The sequence below is a fragment of the Mycobacterium sp. D16R24 genome (genome assembly GCF_002013385.1).
Classification (GTDB): domain Bacteria; phylum Actinomycetota; class Actinomycetes; order Mycobacteriales; family Mycobacteriaceae; genus Mycobacterium.
Genome location: NZ_MAEV01000017.1, coordinates 21,003 through 43,371, shown reverse-complemented (window position 1 = coordinate 43,371; position 22,369 = coordinate 21,003). Strand labels below are relative to the sequence as shown.

27 protein-coding genes are annotated in these 22,369 nt (G+C 64.5%); 15 read left to right on the top strand and 12 right to left on the bottom strand.

What is annotated here, in order from left to right; all coding sequences use genetic code 11:
* Window positions 1-77: 77 nt before the first annotated feature.
* Together B4383_RS15590 and B4383_RS15585 are read right to left on the bottom strand one after the other, a co-directional pair.
* Entirely contained in the window at window positions 78-1,502 is a 1,425-nt protein-coding gene (locus B4383_RS15590; RefSeq protein ID WP_078291727.1) for an amidase, read from the bottom strand.
* Window positions 1,499-2,122 carry a TetR family transcriptional regulator gene (locus B4383_RS15585; RefSeq protein WP_139360812.1) on the bottom strand — a complete coding sequence of 208 codons (624 nt, stop codon included), beginning with the start codon at window positions 2,120-2,122 and terminating at the stop codon, window positions 1,499-1,501. Before B4383_RS15585 ends, B4383_RS15590 begins: the two co-directional genes overlap by 4 nt.
* A 91-nt stretch (window positions 2,123-2,213) precedes the next feature.
* On the opposite strand from B4383_RS15585, the gene B4383_RS15580 reads away from it, so the two are divergent.
* Genes B4383_RS15580 through purM form a run of 3 tightly spaced genes read left to right on the top strand, consistent with a single transcriptional unit; the run spans window position 2,214 to window position 5,420 of the window.
* Complete coding sequence (locus B4383_RS15580; RefSeq protein WP_078291725.1) at window positions 2,214-3,221, top strand: Rieske 2Fe-2S domain-containing protein; 1,008 nt, start codon at window positions 2,214-2,216, stop codon at window positions 3,219-3,221.
* On the top strand, window positions 3,218-4,291 hold the full coding sequence (locus tag B4383_RS15575; protein ID WP_078291723.1) for a dihydrodipicolinate reductase: 1,074 nt from the start codon (window positions 3,218-3,220) through the stop codon (window positions 4,289-4,291). Before B4383_RS15580 ends, B4383_RS15575 begins: the two co-directional genes overlap by 4 nt.
* A gap of 49 nt (window positions 4,292-4,340) precedes the next feature.
* Window positions 4,341-5,420 (top strand): phosphoribosylformylglycinamidine cyclo-ligase, encoded by a 1,080-nt coding sequence (gene purM / locus B4383_RS15570; RefSeq protein WP_078291721.1) that lies wholly within the window; start codon window positions 4,341-4,343, stop codon window positions 5,418-5,420.
* A gap of 25 nt (window positions 5,421-5,445) precedes the next feature.
* Here purM and B4383_RS15565 read toward each other — a convergent pair whose 3' ends face one another.
* Window positions 5,446-5,625, bottom strand: a complete 180-nt coding sequence (locus tag B4383_RS15565; protein WP_078291719.1) for a DUF3073 domain-containing protein — start codon at window positions 5,623-5,625, stop codon at window positions 5,446-5,448.
* A gap of 115 nt (window positions 5,626-5,740) precedes the next feature.
* Complete coding sequence (locus B4383_RS15560) at window positions 5,741-6,835, bottom strand: folate-binding protein YgfZ (protein WP_078291717.1); 1,095 nt, start codon at window positions 6,833-6,835, stop codon at window positions 5,741-5,743.
* 70 nt (window positions 6,836-6,905) lie between these two features.
* On the opposite strand from B4383_RS15560, the gene B4383_RS15555 reads away from it, so the two are divergent.
* Window positions 6,906-7,760 (top strand): aminodeoxychorismate lyase, encoded by an 855-nt coding sequence (locus B4383_RS15555; RefSeq protein ID WP_078291715.1) that lies wholly within the window; start codon window positions 6,906-6,908, stop codon window positions 7,758-7,760.
* 288 nt (window positions 7,761-8,048) lie between these two features.
* Here the strand turns inward: B4383_RS15555 and B4383_RS15550 are convergent, their stop codons facing one another.
* Window positions 8,049-8,666, bottom strand: a complete 618-nt coding sequence (locus tag B4383_RS15550) for an FABP family protein (RefSeq protein ID WP_078291713.1) — start codon at window positions 8,664-8,666, stop codon at window positions 8,049-8,051.
* Window positions 8,667-9,013: 347 nt separating this feature from the next.
* Between B4383_RS15550 and B4383_RS15545 the strand changes: the two genes are divergently transcribed.
* A complete protein-coding gene (locus B4383_RS15545) occupies window positions 9,014-9,400 on the top strand; it encodes a hypothetical protein (RefSeq protein WP_078291897.1) in 387 nt (128 codons plus the stop codon).
* Window positions 9,401-9,570: 170 nt separating this feature from the next.
* Window positions 9,571-9,900, top strand: a complete 330-nt coding sequence (locus B4383_RS15540) for a hypothetical protein (protein WP_286143825.1) — start codon at window positions 9,571-9,573, stop codon at window positions 9,898-9,900.
* A gap of 28 nt (window positions 9,901-9,928) precedes the next feature.
* Here the strand turns inward: B4383_RS15540 and B4383_RS15535 are convergent, their stop codons facing one another.
* A complete protein-coding gene (locus B4383_RS15535; RefSeq protein ID WP_078291711.1) occupies window positions 9,929-10,582 on the bottom strand; it encodes a response regulator transcription factor in 654 nt (217 codons plus the stop codon).
* Between the two features lie 719 nt (window positions 10,583-11,301).
* Here B4383_RS15535 and B4383_RS15525 point away from each other — a divergent pair.
* From B4383_RS15525 to B4383_RS15515, 3 genes are read left to right on the top strand one after another with little or no spacing between them, the layout of a single operon-like run.
* Entirely contained in the window at window positions 11,302-11,949 is a 648-nt protein-coding gene (locus B4383_RS15525) for an MspA family porin (protein WP_176126673.1), read from the top strand.
* A gap of 18 nt (window positions 11,950-11,967) precedes the next feature.
* The gene (locus B4383_RS15520) at window positions 11,968-12,546 is read left to right on the top strand and encodes a hypothetical protein (RefSeq protein ID WP_078291707.1); all 579 of its coding nucleotides are present in this window, start codon (window positions 11,968-11,970) and stop codon (window positions 12,544-12,546) included.
* Window positions 12,547-12,586: 40 nt separating this feature from the next.
* Window positions 12,587-13,156 carry a hypothetical protein gene (locus B4383_RS15515; RefSeq protein ID WP_078291706.1) on the top strand — a complete coding sequence of 190 codons (570 nt, stop codon included), beginning with the start codon at window positions 12,587-12,589 and terminating at the stop codon, window positions 13,154-13,156.
* Window positions 13,157-13,254: 98 nt separating this feature from the next.
* On the opposite strand, the gene B4383_RS15510 is transcribed toward B4383_RS15515, so the two are convergent.
* From B4383_RS15510 to lmeA, 6 genes are all read right to left on the bottom strand, one after another.
* Entirely contained in the window at window positions 13,255-13,560 is a 306-nt protein-coding gene (locus B4383_RS15510) for a DUF1416 domain-containing protein (protein WP_070936675.1), read from the bottom strand.
* Between the two features lie 2 nt (window positions 13,561-13,562).
* The gene (locus tag B4383_RS15505) at window positions 13,563-14,396 is read right to left on the bottom strand and encodes a sulfurtransferase (protein ID WP_078291704.1); all 834 of its coding nucleotides are present in this window, start codon (window positions 14,394-14,396) and stop codon (window positions 13,563-13,565) included.
* 29 nt (window positions 14,397-14,425) lie between these two features.
* Window positions 14,426-14,899: a DUF4395 domain-containing protein gene (locus B4383_RS15500; RefSeq protein ID WP_078291702.1), complete on the bottom strand. Its 474-nt coding sequence runs from the start codon at window positions 14,897-14,899 to the stop codon at window positions 14,426-14,428.
* A gap of 69 nt (window positions 14,900-14,968) precedes the next feature.
* The gene (locus B4383_RS27440) at window positions 14,969-15,055 is read right to left on the bottom strand and encodes an Ms5788A family Cys-rich leader peptide (RefSeq protein ID WP_353615267.1); all 87 of its coding nucleotides are present in this window, start codon (window positions 15,053-15,055) and stop codon (window positions 14,969-14,971) included.
* 10 nt (window positions 15,056-15,065) lie between these two features.
* Complete coding sequence (locus tag B4383_RS15495) at window positions 15,066-15,485, bottom strand: thioredoxin family protein (protein ID WP_078291701.1); 420 nt, start codon at window positions 15,483-15,485, stop codon at window positions 15,066-15,068.
* 44 nt (window positions 15,486-15,529) lie between these two features.
* Window positions 15,530-16,327, bottom strand: a complete 798-nt coding sequence (lmeA, locus tag B4383_RS15490; protein WP_078291894.1) for a mannan chain length control protein LmeA — start codon at window positions 16,325-16,327, stop codon at window positions 15,530-15,532.
* 116 nt (window positions 16,328-16,443) lie between these two features.
* On the opposite strand from lmeA, the gene B4383_RS15485 reads away from it, so the two are divergent.
* The 6 genes from B4383_RS15485 to pstB all read left to right on the top strand — a co-directional run bounded on the left by B4383_RS15485 (window position 16,444) and on the right by pstB (window position 22,306).
* Complete coding sequence (locus B4383_RS15485; RefSeq protein ID WP_078291893.1) at window positions 16,444-17,238, top strand: response regulator transcription factor; 795 nt, start codon at window positions 16,444-16,446, stop codon at window positions 17,236-17,238.
* Window positions 17,239-17,258: 20 nt separating this feature from the next.
* Window positions 17,259-18,164 (top strand): mycothiol synthase, encoded by a 906-nt coding sequence (gene mshD / locus B4383_RS15480; RefSeq protein ID WP_078291700.1) that lies wholly within the window; start codon window positions 17,259-17,261, stop codon window positions 18,162-18,164.
* Between the two features lie 167 nt (window positions 18,165-18,331).
* Window positions 18,332-19,471 (top strand): phosphate ABC transporter substrate-binding protein PstS, encoded by a 1,140-nt coding sequence (gene pstS, locus B4383_RS15475; protein ID WP_078291698.1) that lies wholly within the window; start codon window positions 18,332-18,334, stop codon window positions 19,469-19,471.
* A 78-nt stretch (window positions 19,472-19,549) separates the two neighbouring features.
* Complete coding sequence (gene pstC, locus B4383_RS15470; protein WP_078291696.1) at window positions 19,550-20,614, top strand: phosphate ABC transporter permease subunit PstC; 1,065 nt, start codon at window positions 19,550-19,552, stop codon at window positions 20,612-20,614.
* A complete protein-coding gene (pstA, locus tag B4383_RS15465; RefSeq protein ID WP_078291694.1) occupies window positions 20,611-21,519 on the top strand; it encodes a phosphate ABC transporter permease PstA in 909 nt (302 codons plus the stop codon). The genes pstC and pstA overlap by 4 nt, the downstream gene beginning before the upstream one ends.
* 10 nt (window positions 21,520-21,529) lie before the next feature.
* Window positions 21,530-22,306 carry a phosphate ABC transporter ATP-binding protein PstB gene (pstB, locus tag B4383_RS15460; RefSeq protein WP_078291692.1) on the top strand — a complete coding sequence of 259 codons (777 nt, stop codon included), beginning with the start codon at window positions 21,530-21,532 and terminating at the stop codon, window positions 22,304-22,306.
* Window positions 22,307-22,369: the final 63 nt, after the last annotated feature.

Below are 22,369 nucleotides of genomic sequence, written 5' to 3'. Positions count from 1 at the left end.
GCATCCCAATTCTGTTGCAACACTGACAATTTGTGACTGGTGTCACGGTTGAAGGTTGGATGCGGCTGGATGTGCGACTAGCCCAGCATGGAGAAGGGCCGCGCTTCCTCGACTTCCAGTGCCAGCTCAAGTAGCGTCCGCTCGCTGCCCCGGCGGCCGCTGAACATCACCCCGATGGGCAGACCGTCCGGATCCAGCCCGAGTGGAAGCGATATCGCCGGGGCGCCGGACGCGTTGTGTATCGGGGTGAATCCCACATATGAGCTGAGCTTGTCCAGCAGCACCTCGGGATCCTGGTCCGGGGTGAGGTACCCGATGCGCGGGGTGGTGTGGGTGAGCACCGGCGTGAGCACGGCATCGATACCGGTGTCGAATCCGCGTTCGTATATCCGGGCGGATGCGGCCAGCCGGGCCAGGAACAGCGGTGTGCGATAGGACCGTCTGACGAACCTGCGGCTGAGTCCGAGCGTCAGCGGGTCCAGTCGGGAGCCGTCGAATCCGTCGAATAGCCGGGAACCGCCCTTCGCGACGGCGAACGCCAAGAAGGACCAGTAGTCCTCGAAGTCGGTCTTGAACGAAGGCAGCACCGCGGGCGTGTACGGCTCGACGGTGTGGCCAAGGGACTCAAGCATTTCCGCGGCGGAGTTCACCGTTTGCCGGGTCGCTGTATCCGTGGCCGGAGTGAAGGGGGAATCCATGCACAGACCGATGCGCAACCGGCGCTGCACCGGGCGGTCCACGCGGCCGATCGGCGTCAGCTTCGGATTGCGGTAATGCAATTCGGCCGCTTCGAAGAACCGCGCGCAGTCCCGGACGCTGCGCACCAGCACCCCGTCGGCGACGATCTTCACTGGCGCCGAGCCGCTTGACGGATCACCCAAAAGCCTTCCGCGACTGGGCTTGAGACCAACCAGTCCGCAGACTGCCGCCGGAATCCGGATGGAGCCGCCGCCGTCGTTACCGTGCGCGATGGGCACCACGCCGGCGGCCACCAGGGCCGCCGAGCCACCTGAGGACCCGCCGGCCGAGAAGTCCGTGTGCCACGGATTGCGGGTGACCGAGCCCCCCGAACGTTCCGTGCTGGCAGACCAGCCGTATTCCGGCATGGTTGTCGACGCGATGGGCACGACTCCGGTGCTGAGGAACTGCTGTGTGAACGGTCCATCGACGGTCTGCAGTGTCGGTGCGATCGCCGCCGAGCCTTCTGTCAGCGGCATGCCTGCCACGTGGATATTGCATTTTGTCGCGGTGGGTACACCCCGAAAGGCAATGAACGTCTCGGAGGCGCTCTCCGAGGCTTCTGCCCGCTCTCGCGCTCGCGGAAAGTCCTTGAACTCCACCGCATTGAGCGACGGATTGACCCGCTCGAGACGGACGATGGCGGCCTCGGCGCATTCGCCCGCGGTGACTTCGCCGGAGGCGATACGCTCGGCGACCCCGGTGGCATCCAGGTCGCCGAGAGCGTCCTCGGTGAATGCCGAAACGGCGTGCGTGCGCGTCATGCGTGACCTCCTAGATAGGCGACGATCGCGTTGGTGAGCCCTCGACGGGCCTCGTCCAGATCCGAATAGGTTCCTAGCTGCTTTTCCGACACAAGCCCACGCATGGCGCCGGGAATGAAGGCCGCCACCTCGCGCACTCGGACCGGATCCACATTCAGGCCGTCGAACGCCTGCTGGCACGCGCGCGCCCAACGATGCTTCCATGACGCCAGCTCGGCGGCGGTGTGGGGGTAGTGCCGTTCCAGCTCGGCGGATTCATGGGGCAGTGCGCGGCGCAGGTTCTCAATGGCCCGCGAGTCCGGTGAGGTCAAACCGCGGTAGAGGGTTTCCACGATCGCGCTGACCCGGCGATCCAGTGGGCCCTCCGGATCGGACCGCCAGGGCTGGTCGCCGCGGCGCTCGGCGGTGCGCTGCAGTACCGCGGCCCACAGTCCGTCGATATCACCGAACTGGTACTTGACCGCCCCCCAGGTGGCGCCGCATTCCTTGGCGATTCTGTTCGCCGACACCGCGGCGGGATCGCCCGAGGCAAGCACGCGCAGCGCCGCGTCGAGCATGCTCTCGCGGGTCGCCAGGCCGCGACGATTAGCTCGTCGTCCGGTGGCCACCGCTTCGCCCATTTCAGTGATGCTAGCGGTCGGGGAATTTTTCACAGAAGTATCTGTGATAAGTGGATGGATTGGATTACTGTCACCGCGTAAGGAGGTTCCGATGCCGAAGCCGTCGTTGTCGATGAGGCCCACAGGGTGGTTCCAGGTCGCCTGGTCTGCGGAGATCGCGGTCGGCACTGTGCGCCGGATGACCTATTTCGGGCGCGAGATGGTGGCCTGGCGCGGGCAGTCGGGTGAACTCGCCGTCATGGATGCCTACTGCGAGCACCTTGGCGCGCACCTCGGGCACGGCGGTCACGTTGAGGGCGATCGCATTGTCTGTCCCTTTCATGGCTGGGAATGGAACCGTGACGGCAAAAACGTGTGCATCCCCTACGAGAAGCGGCCAAATCCATTGCGGCGCATTCGAAGTTATCCGGTGGTGGAACGCAATGAGGCGGTGTACATCTGGCATGACATCGACGGCCGCGAGCCGTACTTCGACGTACCGGACGTCTTTACCGGATTCGCCGACGGCAGCAGCGCCCAGGACTACTACCCGGGATATCCGTACAGCACCCTGTATCGAGAACGGCTGCAACTACATCCGCAGTACGTGCTCGAAAATGGGGTCGATTTCGCGCACTTCAAGTACGTGCACAAGACGCCGTTCATCCCGAAGTTCACCCGGCAGGAGTTCGAGGAGCCCATCTCCTATGTCGACTTCACCATTGCCTTCGACGAGGTACCGGGCATGTCGGCCGAGGACATGAAGAGCGGAGTGCGGGCCATCAACGGGGGCTTGGGAGTCGCCGTCACCAAGAGCTGGGGGATGATCGACAACCGCACCGTATCCGCGGTGACCCCGGTCGATGACCAGACCTGCGATGTCAGATTCACGGTCTTCATCGGTCGACCTCCGGGGGACGGCCCGGGCGAGCCCGAGGAGCCGTCCCGGGCCGCAAAGACCTTCGCGCAGGCCATCATCGACCAGTTCCTCGCCGACATCCACATCTGGTCGCATCAGCGGTACTCGGACCCGCCCGCCCTGGTGCGGGCCGAATACGACGGCTTCATCGCTCTACGGAAGTGGGCGACCCAGTTCTATCCGGAGGAAGTCCGAGCATGAGTGGAATCAGGGTTTTTCAGGTGGCGACCGGAAATGTCGGCACCGAGATGATCAAGCGCATTGCCCAGCATCCCGATCTGGAGCTGGCCGGATTGCATTGCTACTCAAGAGAGAAGATCGGCCGGGACGCCGGCGAGCTCGTGGGGCTGGAACCCAACGGCGTCATCGCCACCGGCACTGTCGAGGAGATCATCGCCGCCAAACCCGATGTGCTGACCTTCCACGGCGTGTTCCCCGACGAGGATCTCTATGTGAAGGTGCTCGAGGCGGGCATCGACATCGTGACCACCGCCGACTGGATCACGGGGCACCATCGCGACCAGAACCACCCTCACCCCTCGGGCCGATCCACCACCGAGGTCTTGCAGGAGGCGTGTGAACGGGGCGGATCCTCCTTCTACGGCACCGGGATGAATCCGGGTCTGACGCAGATCCTGGGCGTCATCCACTCCTGCGACGTCGCCGAGATCGAGAACGTGACCGTCATCGAATCGGTGGATGTGTCCTGCCATCATTCGGTGGACTCCTGGGAGATGGTCGGATACGGGCGGTCCATTGAGGACCCGGAGATCCCGGCGCTCCTGGAGAAGGGCACCCGTGTCTTCGCCGACGGGGTGTATCTGATGGCCGACTGCTTCGGCCTCGACCTCGACGACGTGACGTTCTCCTATGAATTGGGAGCCTGCACCGAGGACATCGACCTCGGTTGGTACCGGCTGCCCAAGGGTTCCCTAGGTGCCAACTATCTGAAGTACCAAGGCATCGTCGACGGGGTACCCAGGGTGGAGGTGCATGTCGAATGGCAGATGACCCCGAAGACTCAGCCGCACTGGAACGTCAAGGGCTGCTACGTCACGAAGATTCAGGGCGATCCCTGCGTCTACAGCAAGCACATGGTCATTCCCAAGCCCGGCACCGACTTTTCCGACCCCGCTGCCTTCGCGTCCGTCGGGATGACCGTCACGGGTCTGCCCGCGCTCAACGCCATCCGGAGCGTCATCGATGCCCCGCCGGGCATCCTCACCTCGGCCGACCTGCCACTGCGCGGATTCGCGGGCCGGTTCAAGTAGGGCTGTGCGGGCACCCCTGCCAGCCGCGACGGGTAGCCTAAGGCCCGTTATGAGCGAGCGAGCCGACAAACCCAGTAATTCGTACGCCGCGGCCGGGGTGGACATCGAAGCCGGTGACCGGGCGGTCGAGTTGTTCAAGAAATCCGTCGCCAAGACGCATCGCCCCGAGGTGCTGGGCGGTATCGGCGGCTTCGCCGGGCTGTTCGCCCTCAAGGGCGGATACCGCGAGCCGGTGCTTGCGGCCTCCACTGACGGCGTGGGCACCAAGATCGCCGTCGCGCAGGCCATGGACAAGCGCGACACCGTCGGCCTTGACCTGGTGGCCATGGTCGTCGACGACCTTGTCGTGTGCGGTGCCGAGCCACTCTTTCTGCAGGACTACATCGCCGTCGGCAAGGTGGTGCCCGAGCGCGTCAGCGAGCTGGTCGCGGGCATCGCCGAGGGATGCGCCATCGCCGGCTGCGCACTACTCGGCGGCGAGACCGCCGAACATCCGGGCTTGATGGCTCCCGATGACTTCGACCTGTCCGCCACCGGTGTCGGCATCGTGGAAGCAGATCGGGTGCTGGGGCCGGACCGGGTGCGTCCGGGCGATGTCGTGATCGCGATGAGGTCCTCGGGCCTGCATTCCAATGGATACTCGCTGGCTCGGCATGTGCTGCTGGAGATCGACCGGATGGACCTGTTCGGACAGGTCGAGGAGTTCGGCCGGACTCTTGGTGAGGAGCTCCTCGAGCCCACCCGCATCTACGCCAAGGACTGCCTCGCGCTGGCCGCCGAGACCGAGGTGCGGACTTTCTGCCATGTCACCGGGGGAGGGCTCGCAGGCAACCTAGCCCGGGTGATCCCCGATGGATTGGTTGCCGAGCTGGACCGCAGCAGTTGGACCCCCGGCCCGATCTTCGCGATGATCGCCCAGCGCGGCCGCATCGAGCGCGCGGAGATGGAAAAGACCTTCAACATGGGCGTCGGCATGGTCGCCGTCGTCGCACCCGAAGACGTCGATAGGGCGCTCGCGGTCCTTACCGCACGGCACATCGACTGCTGGACCCTTGGCGCCATCAAGAAGTCGGGCAAGGATTCGGGCAGCGAGAATGCCGTGCTGGTGGGCCAGCACCCGAGATTCTAAGGAGAGGTGCTGCGCCTGGCCGCTGTCAGCGGCGCCAGGCGTCCTCGTCTTCGGTCCAGCGGTCGCTGGTGCGGTCGTCATCCGGCTGAGATGACGGAGCGCCGGAAAGTTCACGGCGGAGCTGCTCGAGATCCGTGTTAGGAGAGCTGTATTTCAGCTCGCGAGCAACCTTGGTCTGCTTTGCCTTTGCCCGGCCGCGGCCCATGGGGGAACCCCCTCGCGCAATAGCGGAGCGGCCCAATTTCAGGGCGGCTCCGGTGGAGTGTTTTTATCGATCCTGACGATAGTTTAGCGTGCCAATCCACCAACTGCTGCACGCCCTAACTACCCGGTTGGCCCGGCCCTTGTCGTAGACGGGTGATGGCCTCGCGTCCACGCTGCTCACCCTGCAGGTCGGGCAGTAGATCGAGGTCGATAGCGGCTGGTGACGGCCCTGCTGTGAGGGGCGTTTGATCGCCGCGGGAGAGGGCCTCGACGACCGTGCGTTTGAGCAGAGCCAGGGCTATGGGGCCGAGGTCAACATGGTCGACCACCGAGCCCACCCGGCCGACGGAACGCCCGCCCGCGGCCACCTCGTCACCGGTGGACGGCCGATCGGCGGAGCCATCGAGATGTAGCAACACCAGCACCCGCGGGGGCTTGCCCAGATTGTGTACCCGCGCCACCGTCTCTTGCCCGCGGTAGCAGCCCTTTTCCAGGTGTACCGCCCGGGGATCGTCGTCGACCGCGATCCACGCCACCTCATGCGGGATGGTGCGCTCATCGGTATCCAGGGCCAGCCGTGGGCGCGCGGCCGCGATCCGGAGCGCCTCGAACGCCCACAGGCCGGCCAGACGTACACCCAGCCGGTCGGCCAGCTCGTCTCCCGGCGGAACCAGGAGGTCGAACGTCGCATCGGGGAGCGGCCACGGCATGCGCCTGATGAGGCCGCCGCCGGGTAGGGCGACCGCACGGTCGAGTTCGGGCAGAGCTGCGATCCCCAGCTTTCCGGCGAGGTCGGCGGTGTTCGGTCCCATCAAGCTGAAGACCTTCAGATCGGACGACGAGACCTCTACCTTCGCCCAGAACACCATCTTGGCGAGGAAGTCCTTGAGGGCCCGGCCCCGCCATGGCTCGGTGTCCAGGTAGGTGACGCCATCCAGATCGGTTTGGACCCAGTGGTCTTCGACACGTCCTTGGCCGTCGAGGCTGAGGTTCTCCCGCGTTTGACCGTCCTGCAGGTCGGTGACGTGCTGACTGGAGATGGTGTGCAACCAACTCAGCCGCTCGGTGCCGGACAGGGCGATGACGGGGCGTGTCGATCGATCGATGAGGACGGCGCCGGTCAGGGCCGCGCGCTGCTCACCGAGGGGGTCGCCGTAGTGCCACACCGCGCCGGCGTCGGGGTTGCCTTCAGGTACGTAGATGGCCGTCATCGGTGCCTAATGTTCTTCACGCAAGCGGCTCATCACATGTCCAACTGTACGACCGCTAATCTCATTGCCCATGGCGGTAGCGGTGCTGGTCACACTCGACGGTGAAGTGCATGACCCCTCGGTGCCGCTGTTGTACGCCGACGAGCTTGCCGCAGTTCGCGGAGACGGCGCGTTCGAGACGCTGCTGGTGCGCGGCGGCCTGGTCTGCAAGCTGGACGCGCATCTGGATCGGATGGCCGTATCCGCCGCGTCGATGGATCTGGCCGAGCCGGACCGCCCTGTCTGGCGTGCGGCCGTCGAGGTCGGTGTGCGGCAATGGAACTCGATATCGGCCGACGATGCGATGCTGCGGCTTGTCTACACCCGCGGTCGTGAAAGTGGTGGGGGCGCAACGGCATATCTGACTGTGGCGCCGGTTCCGGAACGATCGTTGGTGGCGCGCCGTGACGGAGTCTCGGTCATCACCTTGGATCGCGGACTGCCCGCGCGGCCCGCCGAACCGCTGCCCTGGCTGCTGTCGGGGGCCAAGACGCTGTCCTACGCGATCAACATGTCCGCCCTGCGATATGCCGAAACTCAAGGGGCTCACGACGTCATCTTCGTCAGTTCGGATGGGTTCGTGCTTGAGGGCCCGCGGTCGACGGTCATCGTGGATACCGGCGGCGCACTGGTCACCCCGTTCCCCGAACATGGGATCCTGCATGGAACCACACAGCGGGCGCTCTTCGAGGTGGCCGCGGCCGAGGGCATTCCATGCCGGTACGAGGCCGTGAGACCTGCTGATCTGGTTGCCGCCCAGGATGTTTGGATGTTGGCCAGTATCACTCTCGCGGCCCGGGTGCGCACGCTCGACGGTGTCAGCCGTCCCGCGGGGCCGCTGGCGGCGCGGTTGCCCGAGCTGGTCGATAAGGCCATCGCGCGCTAGTTCTGCTCGCCGCAGAATAAATCGGTTGTCGCGCACTCTCTTGCGTCGTACCGTCGTCGGTACACAAGGAAGGAGGTGGTCCGACACATTGATTGCTTATTGGACATGTGAGGTGGCTGCTCGCTAGATGCAGCCATGCGCTGCAGTGGGCAAATCCACCGCAGCCACCCGGCCCCCGAACCCTCGATGAGTCCGATCGAGCCGAACGGTTCGGGGGCCGCCCCCTTTCTGGCGACGGCGGGAAAGGCGCGTCGAAGTGCCCGGCTACGAGCGACAGGCGCGGGAGGTCTAGCCCGCGAACCGCGACAACCGTGCCGACAGATGCGGTGTCAGGCCGCCGTCGGCCCCCACCCTCTCCTCGACATAGGCCAGGTCGCCGCCGTCGACGATGCCGTACAGACGCTTGGCTCCGCCGATCAGTGCGCCGGACTTGCTCCGGGCCAGCGCATCGGTGACCAACTCCCAGGACGAGGCGTTGCGGGGATGGCCGTAGAACAGCTCGACAAATCCCGCGGCGTGCGCCAGCACCAGCTCGATGGCCTGTTCTTCGTCTGGATCGTCTGGATCGGGTGCGAACCGCCAGAACCCGCTTTCGCGCAAGGTCAGCCGCTCGAACTGCCCGTCGACATCCAGCCGCCACGACCGCGAATCCCACGTGAGGTAGTCGCTGCCGTCGTGCGCGACGATGATCTGCTGTCCGAAGCGGTAGTCGCCGTCGGCATCCCGGCCCTCGCCCTCGCCGCGCCATACCCCGACCAGGGGCAGCAGCGCGAGCATCGCCTCATGCAGGTCTGCGCCTTCGCGCAGGTTCGCGGTATCGGCGGGGATGGGGAGGTCGTGAAAGGTGGGTAGGTTCCGGCCCACCGATGGCCGCTGCTCGGCGGCGGTCGGATCTGGTTCCGTCACGACTCGTCGGTGATCAGCCGGTACAGCGCGTACAGCGCGAACCAGGTGATGACGAGCACCGCGGCCACCAACATGATCTCGAAGAAGAGCACCACGGAATGGGAGCTTACCTGGGATAAAGGTGTGACCCACAACTCGCCGGGTAACGTCGGATCCAGCTACCGCGATGAAGGGGTGTGACGATCTTGCCAAGACGATCGTTATCTGCGTATTTAGCACCTCTTGCAGTGTCTGTTGGGCTTAGCGTGACACCCACAGCGAATGCGCAACCGCCCGAGTTTCCGGATGTTGACTCCTATCCGGCGGTCGATCTGGGGGAGTATCGGGTGATCGGTGCGCACCCGAGCATGTCGGGCTGGGTGTTCAGCACGCCCGGTGGCCTCAGATGCCAGAGCAACATGATCGCGGATCTGGGCGTCTCGTGTACCGGGCAGATCGTGGGTGCCGGCCAGGGCATGAACTCGGTGACGGTGTCCCTGACGAAGCCGGGACTCATCGCACAGTACGACCAGACGCCCGACGATCATCCGTATCCGCTGTTGCCCACCGGATCCAAGATCGCGCCCGGCAATGGCGTGGTCTGTGCGGTTCTCACCGATGATGCACTGGCCTGCCGGGCCAAGAAACCGGACTCCTGGGCCAAGGACACCCCGGATCCGCCGGACCGGCATTACGGCGAGCACGGGTTTGTCGTTCAGCCCAGTTTGTCAGGCACGGGCAGCTGGTCCTATTAGCGCGAGCGTCCGATCTTGGGGGTAAGCCCCCATGACCTTTGGGTGTCCGTCTGGATGTCAGTGGTTGGCGCACACGCGATGATTGCCGAGTGGGCGTCGTGGATAGGAAATCAGCTGTGTGGCAATCAAAGTCAGCGCTCCGGGGAATCGGTGTGGGTCTTGTCAGCCTCGTGCTCGTGGTGGCGACACCGGATCTCGCATATGCGGGACCCGATAAGCCGACTCCGGTGCCTTCGCCCAACCATGACGGTGAGTGGCTCGATGGCGGCATGGCGCCCACCGAGGCGCAGCAGCCGCGCGACAGTGCCGGTGGCTGGGTCGACCACCCTGATGGCACCGGGCCGCAGTGCATGGATAGGGGCGTCATCTGTCGTACGGGAATCTGGTACCCCGACCAGGTTCAAAGTCAGCGCGGTCAACCCGAGTGGGTGCAGCTGCCCGACACCACCGGTCCCGAATGTGAGAATCCCGGTGTGGTCTGTGGGAACACGGCGTCGTAGTCGCGACGCACGTCGAGCTCGGCCCGCCTCAGGTACCTGCCAGAAAGGTGATCACCGCCAGCACCCGCCGGTGGTATTCATCGGTTTCGGTGAGACTCAGCTTCGTCATCACATTGTGGACGTGCTTTTCGACCGTGCTCTCCGTAATCCACAGCCTCCGGGCGATGCCGGCATTCGATAAACCCTCGGCCATCACCCCCAGCACCTCGCGTTCGCGCTGGCTCAGGGCGTCAATCGGATGGTCGTTGCGGCGTGTCACCACCAGCTCTCTGACCAGTGCCGGGTCCAGTACCGCCGCCCCTCCGGCAACCCGGTTCAGCGCATCGACGAACTCCGCGACATCGCCGATACAGCTCTTGAGGAGATAGCCCCGCCCGCCTCCCGTGGATACGAGCTCGATCGCGTACTCCGCTTCCACATGTGCGGAAAGGACCAGCACTCCCGTCGCGGGGAATTCCTTGTGAATTGTCCGGGCGGCCTCGAGTCCTTCTGTGGTGTGCGTCGGCGGCATCCGGATATCCGTGATGACGAGGTCAGGCCGGTGGGCCCTAACCAAAGCCATCAGGTCGACGGCGTCGCCCGCCTGGCCCACAACCTCGAAATTCGAACGATCGAGAAGGCTGGCGATACCTTCACGAAGGAGTACATCGTCGTCGGCGATTACCACGCGCGAGGCGGCCACAGCGCCAGGGTAGCTGCGCAGCCTGCGTCGCTATATTCGAAGAGGCGGGACGTATCTGGGTCCCGGATATCAGGAAGTTTCCAGACGTGACCCCCACTATCTCAACGCTGCTGCTGGGGCCGGCGAGTCGGTCAACAACGACCGCGGCGCGGCATCACCCAGATTGTGGGGATGGCTGACGCTGCCCTTCCGGCCGGGCGCACCACTCTCGGCCACGCTCGGAATCCTGGTGGCGGCGGGCTTTCTCGTTTCCGAAACTGTCGCGGCGCTGCTCCTGCGGCAGATTGCGCCGACCGAACGCATGGGGACCATCTATCTTCTCGGCACGACCAGGTCGCCGACGTGGCCCCTCACTCACAGGTAATTCTCGGGTATTTCTGCCTGTGATTCTGTCCGTATAGGGGGAAACCACACCTGCCTAATGGTGGCAAACCATACCAAATTCCGCGTTTAGTCCCCGTTCACCAAGATTCGAGGCGGCGTTAACGGCTCTCTAGCTAGATGAGCTCCGTTCAGTTGCGAACAGCTTTGTCAGGAGGAAGCAACGGCTGGAGAAATTGTTGCGGTACCGCATAATTCGCAGAAACTTGGGCGTTTTGCCTGTTCAAGGGCGATGGTGCCGATATCAGTCGATAAATGCTCGTAAAAGGCAAGCGGCACCTTTCCGTAAGACAGAACGGCGATATTCAAGAACCACTCGAAAGGCTCACATGGCGGGAATGCTTGATCGATTTACGCGCACTGCATGCATTGTGGCGGTGCTCTGCGGTATGGCAGTGACAGAAGCGCCCGCGGCATTCGCGGAACCGGTGACCATGCTGCCGGAGGACCTGGATCAGGTGACACCGGACGGCTGGCACATTCATCTGAACAGCTACAACGAGGTCGTCAACTCGATCCCGAACCTCGCCAACGCTACGAACTCCCGTGAGGCCTTCGTCAACCTCTACTCCTCGGCAACCGTCACTGGCGGGCAGGGCTCGATCCTCGACAGCCTCTTCATCATGGGATACCAGTTGGGCTGTCAATCCGACGTGTCGAGCGGTCTGCAGTTGGGTGGTGCCGTTTCCGGAGGTGTGAGCGGAACAGGCTCGCTGGGGTCGAGTAACTCCATCGGTGGTTCAGCGGGAGCCGGTGCCACGGGATACGTACAGACGGATCTCGAACCCGGCGTCATCGTTGATCTGCCAATGTCGAACATGGCGCTCAATCCGGCGGGCCGGGCGACACTCGATGTGACGAACCTGCATGTCAAGGTGGACGCCTGCGGCGGTGACGTCACCATCCGGTCATACGGCTACCTGCGGATCTCCACCACCAACGCTCACTCCTCGTATGCCATCTATGGCGAACCCATCAAGATCTAGACGAGGACGGTCATCCGAATGACATCACGTATCAGTAAGGGCACGGGACTGCTCGTCGCTCTCCTTTGCGCGGGTCTTGTCATGTCGCCGACCGCAGGCGCCGCCCCGTCGCCACCCGTCCCTCCGGGGCCGCCGCCGGGGTACGACGGGCTCCCGTACCACAACATGCCGGGCCGGATCGGCCATCAACCCGGCGCCTACACTTACATCCTCGGCTTCTGGATGCGGCCACGCCGAGTCCTTGACGCAGCCGGTACCAGCGCCATGAGCAATACCGACTCGGCGTCGGCCGAGTACGGAATGCCCGGCTCGGAACTCGGTGTCGAACCGCTGCGCAACTCGACACTGGGAGTCGCGCCAGGTGTGCGGCCGGAATCGCCGATGGACTCGATCGGTGTGCCCGATCCGTCCGCCGGTGTGGTGCCAGGCGCCAGCATGGCGGACGGTGCCCCGGGTGGCCTGGAAGACCCCGTCCCGGGCACGCGTCAACCACCACCCACCGCCGACAGCGAGTCGGTCCAGCCGAAGGACAACGGAACCATCGCGCCCGGCTCACTCAACAGTGGACCGGACCTCGGCCCCGCCACATCGCACTGAATTGCCCTGCACCGCAATCCAACATGAGGGATCTGACAGTATGAGAGCTCGCATCCGCCAAGTCGGCGTCGTCGCGGCGGTCGTGGTCGCCGGCGTACTCGGTGCGCCCATCGCCGCAGCCGACCCGTCTGTTCCGGGAGACCCGACCGGGCAGATCTACACGCCGCCTGGGTACATCGGCTATTACCCCGGTGTCTACGGGTTGCAGTCCATTTGGTCGTTGACTCCGCCACCGCGGGTCCGCGATGCCGGTGGCACCCGGGCCATGACCAATGCCGACCCCGTGTCGTCCCACGTCGGCATGCCCGGCGATCGGCTGGGCGTGCAGCTGAAGCACGTGACGGTCAAGCCGCATGAAGCCGGTCCGCTCGGTCAGGTGTTTGGCGCTCGTCCGTCTTCGCCCATGCAGCGGACCGACGCACCGGAGGCCGCCGGAGGTACCGCGCCGGGGGCGACGGCCGCCACTGGCCGACAGAACATCCCTACCGGGCAGCCCCTCGGACTGGAGAATCCGGCTCCTACAGGGGCCGCACCGGATACGCCCATGCCTGGTCTGGAGGCGCGTCAACCGGCTCGGAGCGGGGTGGCCGCACCGGATACGGCGAACTGAACTCCCGCGGCGCCTAGTGACGCGAAAAGGCACTCAGGTACGTGATTCGGGCTGAATACGTACCTGAGTGCCTTATCGAGATAGAGCGAAAGAAGAGGCTAGGCCTCGATCTTGATGTCGACCTCGTGGATGCCGGCGCCGGTGGGGCTCACCGTGGCCGTGCCGTTCCCGGCCGAGGACAACGCGCGCAGCGTCCAGTCGCCCGGTGCGGCGAAGAACCGGAAGTCGCCGGTCGCAGACGCCACCACCTCGGCGGTGAACTCATCGGAGGAATCCAGCAGGCGCACGAAGGCGCCGCCCACTGTCTGACCGTTGCCGTCGACCACGCGGCCGGTGATCACGGTTTCCTTTTCCACGTCAACGCCCGCCGGAATGGCCAGGCCCTGCTTCGGTGCACTGCACATAACTAGCTTCCCAACTCGATCGGGGCTCCCACCAGAGAGCCGTATTCGGTCCAACTGCCGTCGTAGTTCGTCACGTTCTGGTGTCCCAGGAGCTCCTGCAACACGAACCAGGTGTGCGAGGAACGCTCACCGATACGGCAGTACGCGATGGTTTCCTTTTCACCGTCCAGCCCCGCGTCGGCGTAGAGCTTGGCCAGCTCTTCATCCGACTTGAAGGTGCCGTCTTCATTGGCCGCCTTGCTCCACGGGACGTTGATGGCGCCGGGGACGTGTCCGGGGCGCTGGCTCTGCTCCTGCGGCAGGTGCGCGGGAGCCAGGATCTTTCCCGAGAACTCGTCTGGAGAGCGCACGTCGACCAGGTTCTTGGCACCGATGGCGGCGATCACCTCGTCGCGGAAAGCACGGATCGAGTTATCCGGTGCGGCGGCCTGATAGGACGTTGCGGGCCGCGAGACGGTGTCGGTGGACAGCGCGCGGCCGTCCAGCTCCCACTTCTTGCGGCCGCCGTCGAGCAGCTTCACGTCCTGGTGCCCATACAGCTTGAAGTACCAGTAGGCGTATGCGGCGAACCAGTTGTTGTTACCGCCGTAGAGGACGACTGTGTCGTCGTTGCCGATGCCCTTGTCGGACAGCAGCTTCGAGAACTGTTGCTGATCGACGAAGTCGCGCTTGACCGCATCCTGCAGATCGGTCTTCCAGTCCAGCCTGACGGCGCCCTCGATGTGGCCGACGTCGTACGCGCTGGTGTCCTCGTCCACCTCCACGAACACCGTGTTGGGGGCGGAAAGGTTGTCTTCCGCCCATTGGGCGGAGACCAGTACGTCAGAGCGTGCCATGCAGGGGATCCTTCCGGTGGTTTGTCGGGTTACTGAGCCGACGGTTGGGTGCGGCGAAAACGGGTGACGAGCGGGTACAACTGGCAGCCGAGGCAGATGCCGAAGGCGGCGTTCAGGAAGCCGGCGCCCAGTGCGAACGCCGTCACGATCTGGCCGAGCAAGGTGACGCCGGTGGCGAACCCGATGGTTCCCACCGCGGCGAAGGTGAAGCCCAGCAACTGGGCGAACTGCAGCGGCGGGATGGGCTCACGTTCGGTGACCGGGCTCAGCCTGGGCTGGATCAGGGTCCGGAAGATCGCTCCGTAGGGGGCGCGGTGCGGCCCTAGCAGCGCGCCGATCGCGAACGCCACCGCTTGAAATCCCAGGATCACCGCGGCCGCAACCGGCGATACGGCAGACACCGCCAGGGTGATGATGAGAACTGTGGTGGTGACCCAGGCGACGAAGCGGGGTCCGCGAACGTCAACCTGACTGATTACGGGCGCTGTGTGGGCAGTGGTCATGGTTTGTTGTGCTCCTAAGGGTGGCGGATATGGCTACACCAGGTACGGCACACTCGAAGGTGGCCGCTATTAGCAGCAACAACAGCAGCAGCCCGCGACGCGGCACAGATCGACGGCGCGTCGTTTAGTGAGCATCGGCTCAAGGCGGGCTTGCACGGCGACGAGTTTACCCCGGCTGCGTCATGCCCTGCAGCGCAGTGCGCAGGTCGGCGGCCTTGGGCACTCCCGAGACCCGATATGCCTGCCGTCCGGTGGCATCGAAGATGAACGTTGTCGGCAGTGACAGCACCGAGAGGGCCCGCGCGGCGTCGGGATTGGCATCGATGTCGACCTCTATATGGGCCACCTCGGGCTGGTCGGCCGAGACCTGGTCGACAACTCGGCGGACCGACGCGCACGGACCACACCAAACCGCGCTGAAATGCACGATTGTCGGTCCGGTCGCGGAGAGCTCGATGCCGGGCGGGGCTTGGACGTCGTCCGTTCTGCCGGGGCCTTCGCGGAGCTTGCCGGCCCTGCTCTTGATGGCGACTGCGATGAGGCTCGACGCCAGCAGCGCGATCGCGATCACCATGACCGCGGTCACGAAGGGCGATGAGCCGCTCTCCTGAAGAGCGGACAAACCTGACGTCATGACTGTTTGAACGCGTCCAGGGAGATGGTTACTCCCTTGGCGATACCTTCGATGATCACATCTGATCCACGTGCGCCGACCGTTGTTGGTTCGATGGCGAAGGGCAGCTTCTGCCGCGGGACCACCTTGGTGAACGCGGCGAACACGCCCGCCTGCTGGTCCTCGGGCACATCGCGGTCGGCCGTGCCTGGGCCCGTCACCACGGATGTGGCGACGAACTGAAGGTCCGTTTTGGCCGGTCCGCCGACGGAGACGTCGACGGAGACGGTCACCTTGTGCTGAAATTCGCCTGTCTTCGGTGTTCCGGTGAATAGCAGGCCGGTTCCCGTGGAGATACCGGATTCGGTGGTGCCGCCGGTAGCGTCGTTCTGTTCCTTCGGCGGGGGTTCGACGGCAAGGTCGTTGATTCCCATGAATCGGCCCAAGTGGTTGGAGTCGATGATGATTCGGCTCTCCACCCTGTCCACACGCAGTGGGGAGTCCGGGCGGAGCAGCCAGGAGGCTTTGGAGATGTCGATGCCGTGCAAGGTGCCCTCCAGCGTTGCCTTGCCCGTTTCCGCGTGGTCCACCCCGTGCGCCTTGATCTCTACTTCCCTGTATCGGTGCGCCAGAGCCTGGGGAATGAACGGGAACACCAGGATCGCCACGGAGGGATCGGAGCTCAGGTTTGCCTCGGCACGCAGGGTCCGGGACAGCCGGTATTCGGCGTAGATCGCACATCCGAAATCGGTGCCGGTGGCGGCAATTGCCAGTGCACATACCGCCGCGATAGTGGCGATCAGGGGTTTGCGCATCTGCACATTCTGGCGTACCGCTGCGCGTCTGAGGTTCTCGGCCGGGCTTACCAGCAGGTGGCGGGGTACATTATGGAACACCTGGAGACCGAAGCACCCGGGTGTTGGAGGGCTCGTTGGACCTGTTGCTGCTGACCGCTGACCCAAATCCCGATGCGGTGCTGCCGTCTCTGTCGCTGCTCGCCCATACCGTGCGACCGGTGCCCAGCGAGGTGTCGTCGCTGCTGGAGGCGGGCTCCGCCGACCTGGCGATCGTCGATGCGCGCACGGATCTGGCCTCCGCGCGCGGCCTGTGCAGACTGCTGGGAGCCGCCGGATCGTCGGTTCCGGTGGTCGCCGTGGTCAACGAGGGCAGCCTGGTGGCGGTCAACGTCGACTGGGGCCTGGACGACATCCTGCTGCCCGGAACGGGCCCCGCTGAGATCGACGCACGGCTACGCCTGCTGGTGGGCCGCCGTGCGGGCGCGGTCACCGTGGAGAACGCCAGCAAGGTCGTGCTCGGCGAGCTGGTCATTGACGAGGGCACCTACACCGCGCGGTTGCGTGGCCGCCCGCTCGACCTCACCTACAAGGAGTTCGAGCTGCTCAAATATTTGGCGCAGCACGCCGGTCGCGTGTTCACCAGGGCTCAGCTGCTTCAAGAGGTGTGGGGATACGACTTCTTCGGTGGCACTCGCACCGTGGATGTCCACGTGCGGAGGCTGCGCGCGAAGCTGGGCGGCGAGTACGAATCGCTGATCGGCACCGTACGCAACGTCGGTTACAAGGCGGTCCGGCCGCCGCGAGCGAAGGGCGACTCCAACGCATCCGAGAGTGCCGGTGTCGCGGTCTCCGACGTCGATGACGATGTGGACGATGAGATCGGCGATGACGACGTCGTCGCCGAACCAGGGGCACGCAACGCCGGCTGAATCACGACTAGCGTGACGGTATGACCGAATGGGTCCCGCTCCTCGATGATCAGCGCCAACTACAGATACGCGAGTTGATTGTCGGGGCCACCCGCGTCGACGGTGTTGCCCCGGTGGGTGAGCAGGTGCTGCGTGAGTTACGCGGGACCGCAGCCAAGCATCTGGTCGTCGCGGATGGGGACGACGTGGCGGCGTACCTCAACTTGGTGTTGCCGGACGATAGTGCCGGCGACGGGGATCTTCGCGAGAATGCCACGGCGATGGCCGAATTGGTGGTCGCGCCGGCGGTGCGGCGCCGCGGAATCGGTTTGGCGATGATTCGGGAAGCCCTCGGCGTGGGTGGCGAGGGCACCCGCATGTGGGCCCACGGCGACCTGCCGGAGGCCAGGGCGCTGGCTGCCAAGCTGGGGCTGGTCGCGTTGCGGCGGCTCCATCAGATGCGTCGCCCCCTGTCAGATCTGCCGGTCGTCTCGGCCGGCACCGGCGTCGTGATCCGGCATTATGCTGGGCCGCAAGATGATTCAGATCTGCTTCGCGTCAATAACGCCGCGTTCGCGTGGCATCCAGAACAAGGGGGCTGGACGCAGGACGATCTGTCCGTCCGGTTCGCCGAACCTTGGTTCGATCCGAGTGGGGTGTTCCTCGCACACGACGCGCAGACCGGCGACCTTCTCGGATTCCACTGGACCAAAAGGCATTTGGATAAGCCGGGAGTGGGCGAGGTGTATGTCGTGGGGGTCGACCCCGCCGCGCAGGGCCGGGGATTGGGTCACCTCCTGACGTTGGTGGGGCTGCATCATCTGGCTGATACCGGATTGAGCACCGTGTTGCTGTACGTCGAGTCGGACAACGGCGCGGCCCTGCGAACCTATGAGCGGCTGGGATTCGAGGTTTCCCTCACCGATGCCGCCTACGGTCGGGCCTGATAGGCGTTTACCTGCGATAACGACCGGACTGTCAAGTCTGTGAGTTCACTTTCCGTTCACCTGCGGTCGGGTGCCCGTCCATTGACTGCCTTTAGTTTCCGGGGTGCGCCTAGAAGATCCATCCCCATCACCTGACTTCTGACCACTCATGCGAGAAAGCGAGAGCCGTGAACCTCAAGGCCGTGAATCTTAAAAGCACTGGCACCACGATCTTCGCGGCGGCCGCCGCAGTCGCTCTGACCGCCGGCCTCGCCGCCTGCGGTAGCGACAACACCACGGGAGGTTCCTCATCGAGTGCCTCCGGTGCTGCTTCCGGCTCGGGCGACTGTGCGGGCAAGGCCAAGCTGAGCGCCGAGGGCTCGTCGGCACAGAAGAACGCCTTCGACATTTTCGCTAACGAGTACTCGACCGCATGCTCCGGAAAGTCGATCAACTACAACCCCACCGGCTCGGGCAAGGGACGCGACAACTTCATCGCCGGACAGGTCGACATCGGCGGCTCCGACTCGGCGTTGTCCGAGGAAGAGGCGGGCAAGGCAAAGGAGCGCTGCGCAGGCCACGAGGCATGGAACCTGCCCGTCGTCTTCGGCCCGATTGCCTTGGCGTACAACATCCCCGGCGTTGACAAGCTGGTCCTGAACGCGGACACTGCGGCCAAGATCTTCACCGGTGCCATCACCAGCTGGAACGACCCGGCCATCGCCGCACTCAACCCGGGCGCGACGCTGCCGGACACCAAGGTCACCCCGGTATACCGCAAGGACAAGTCCGGCACCAGCGAGAACTTTGGTAAGTACCTGACCACCGCTGCCCCGGAGAGCTGGACCAAGGGCAGCAGTGGCAGCTGGGAGGGCGGCGCCGGTGAGAGCGCCGAGAAGTCCTCCGGTGTGGCCGAGAAGGTCAAGGCTCTGCCCGGTGCTATCACCTACGTGGAGAAGGGCTACGCCGACGACCTCAAGATGTCGTATGCCCAGATCGACAGCGGTGCCGGCGGGGTTGCGCTGACCCCAGAGACCGCCGCCGCCTCGGTGGAGACCGCCAAGTTCGCGGGCGAGGGTAACGACCTCAAGCTGGACCTGGCCTCGATCTACGGGACCAAGACCGCCGGTGCCTACCCGATCGTGCTCGCCACCTACGAGATCGTCTGCTCCAAGGGCTACAAGGACCCCGAAGTTGCCGCCGCGGTGAGGTCGTTCCTGACGGTTGCGGTGAACCAGGGCCAGAAGGGTTTGGCCGATGTCGGCTACGCCCCGCTGCCCACACAGTTCAAGTCTCGTCTGGAGACGGCCATCAAGGCCCTTTCCTAGCAGCTGATTCGTCCCCACCCGGTGAGCTCGGGCGACCCGGGTGGGGACGTACCATCAACAACATAGACAGCGAGTTCAATGAGCAGCCAGACCAGCGGGATCGATCCCGTGGGGGTAGCCCGTCCGGCGGATCTTGACGGATCGGTCTCCGAGGAGAAGCCACAACCCATGAGCGACGAGGGCGACCATCAGCCACCCGCTACGTCCACCAAGACGGTCAGCCGTCCAGGCGACCGCATCTTCTCCGGGCTCGCGACTGGCTCGGGAGTGTTCGTTGTCGCGCTCATCGGTCTGGTGGCCGTATTCCTGATCCTGCGCGCTGTTCCGGCGCTGAACAACGATGACGCGAACTTCTTCCTCTACAACGGTCCGTGGCGCACCGACGACACGGCGCACATGCAATTCGGCGTCCTCGATCTGTTCCAGGTCACCGTCTTCGTGTCGGTCTTCGCGCTCCTGCTCGCCATGCCGGTGGCTCTTGGTATCGCGATCTACCTCGCCGAGTACGCACCGGCACGGGTTCGTGGGCCACTGGCCTATGTCATCGACCTGCTGGCCGCGGTGCCGTCCATCGTCTACGGCCTGTGGGGCATCTACGTGCTGGCGCCCGCGATCGCGCCGGTTGCCCTCTGGCTCAACAGAAACCTCGGTTTCATACCGTTTTTTGCCGACAGCCCCGTAAACATCGGAGGCGGCGGCAACCTGTTCACCGGTGGCATTGTGCTGGCGGTGATGATCCTGCCGATCATCGCGGCTGTCACCCGAGAGGTCTTCATTCAGACCCCGAAGGGCCAGATCGAGGCCGCGCTCGCCTTGGGCGCCACCAAATGGGAAGTGGTGCGCACCACCATCATTCCGTTCGGCACCTCCGGATATATCAGTGGTTCTATGTTAGGGCTCGGCCGCGCGCTGGGCGAGACCATCGCACTGATGTTGATCTTGTCGGGTACCTCGGTGGCATTCGGTTGGTCGCTGTTCGACAGTGGGAGCACCTTTGCAACCCATATCGCTTCCAATGCCTCGGAATTCAACAACGAATTGGAGGCCGGAGCCTACATCGCGGCCGGGCTGGTGCTGTTCGTGCTGACATTCCTGGTGAACTCGGCGGCCCGTGCCGTCGTCGGCGGAAAGGGCCGGGTATGACCGCGACTCTTGACAGGCCCGTGAAGGAGCCTGCCTTCCATCCGCTCTCGGGTAGGCGCAAGGCCACCAACGCCCTTGCCACGGTCCTTGTCTCGGCCTCGGTGCTGGTCGCCCTGATTCCGCTGGTGTGGGTTCTGTACACCGTGTTCGATCGCGGATTCAGCGCCATCCTCAGTGCGGACTGGTGGTTCAAATCTCAGAACATGATGACCAATCGGATAGAGGGCGGCGGTGCCTATCACGCCATCATCGGCACGCTCTTCCAAGGTCTGTTCTGCGCGATCATCTCGGTGCCCATCGGCATCTTCGTGGCCATCTACCTCGTCGAGTACGGCGCCAACTCTCGGCTGGCCAAGCTCACCACCTTCATGGTCGACATCCTGACCGGCGTGCCGTCCATTGTCGCCGCGCTGTTCATCTATGCCCTGTGGGTGGCCACGCTCGGGCTGCCGAGGTCGGGCCTTGCGGTATCGCTTGCCTTGGTGCTGTTGATGATTCCGGTGGTGGTGCGTTCCTCGGAGGAAATGCTCAAGATCGTCCCGAACGATCTGCGCGAGGCCTCTTTCGCACTGGGCGTGCCCAAGTGGAAGACCATCGCGCGCATCGTGCTGCCCACCGCACTCTCGGGTGTGGTTACCGGTGTGATGCTGGCGCTGGCCCGTGTCATGGGCGAAACCGCACCGCTGCTGGTGCTTGTCGGCTATAGCAAACTGATCAATTTCGACATGTTCGGCGGGGAGATGGCCTCACTGCCCGGCATGATGCTCGATCAGCGCAGCGGTTCTGTGGTGGGACTTGCCGAGTCGCGGCTCTGGGGCGCCGCCCTCACCCTCATCTTGTTGGTGGCGATCCTCAACGTAATCGCCAAGCTCATTTCGCGTTTCTTCGCACCTAAAAAGGTCTAGGAAGGTAGTCATGGCCAAGCGCCTCGATCTCAAGGACGTCAACATCTTTTACGGTAAATTCCACGCCGTTCAGGATGTCGCGCTGTCGGTTCCGCCTCGTAGCGTGACGGCCTTCATCGGCCCATCCGGTTGCGGTAAGTCGACCGTGCTGCGCACCCTCAACCGGATGCATGAGGTGACACCCGGGGCTCGTGTCGAGGGTTCGGTGCTGCTCGACGGTGCCGACATCTACGGTGCCGGGGTAGACCCGGTATCGGTGCGTAAGACCATTGGCATGGTGTTCCAGCGGCCAAACCCATTCCCCACCATGTCGATTCGTGACAATGTGGTGGCCGGCCTGCGGTTGCAGGGCGTGCGCAGCAAGAAGACCCTTGACGAGGTCGCCGAGCGCTCACTGCAGGGTGCGAACCTGTGGAACGAGGTCAAGGACCGTCTGGATCGTCCGGGTGGCGGGCTCTCCGGCGGTCAGCAGCAGCGTCTGTGCATCGCCAGAGCCATCGCGGTGCAGCCGGACGTGCTGCTGATGGACGAGCCGTGCTCGGCCCTGGACCCCATCTCCACGCTGGCCATCGAGGATTTGATCTCCGAGCTCAAGCAGGAGTTCACGATCGTGATCGTCACGCACAACATGCAGCAGGCCGCGCGCGTCAGCGATCAGACCGCGTTCTTCAACCTGGAGGCCGCCGGTAGGCCGGGCATGCTGGTGGAGATCGACGACACCGAGCGGATCTTCTCCAACCCCAGCCAGAAGGCCACCGAGGACTACATCTCCGGCCGCTTCGGCTGATCACGATCGCACGATTGCCGCCGAGTCTGCATCTCACGGCGGTTTTGTGCCCCAGAACGTCGA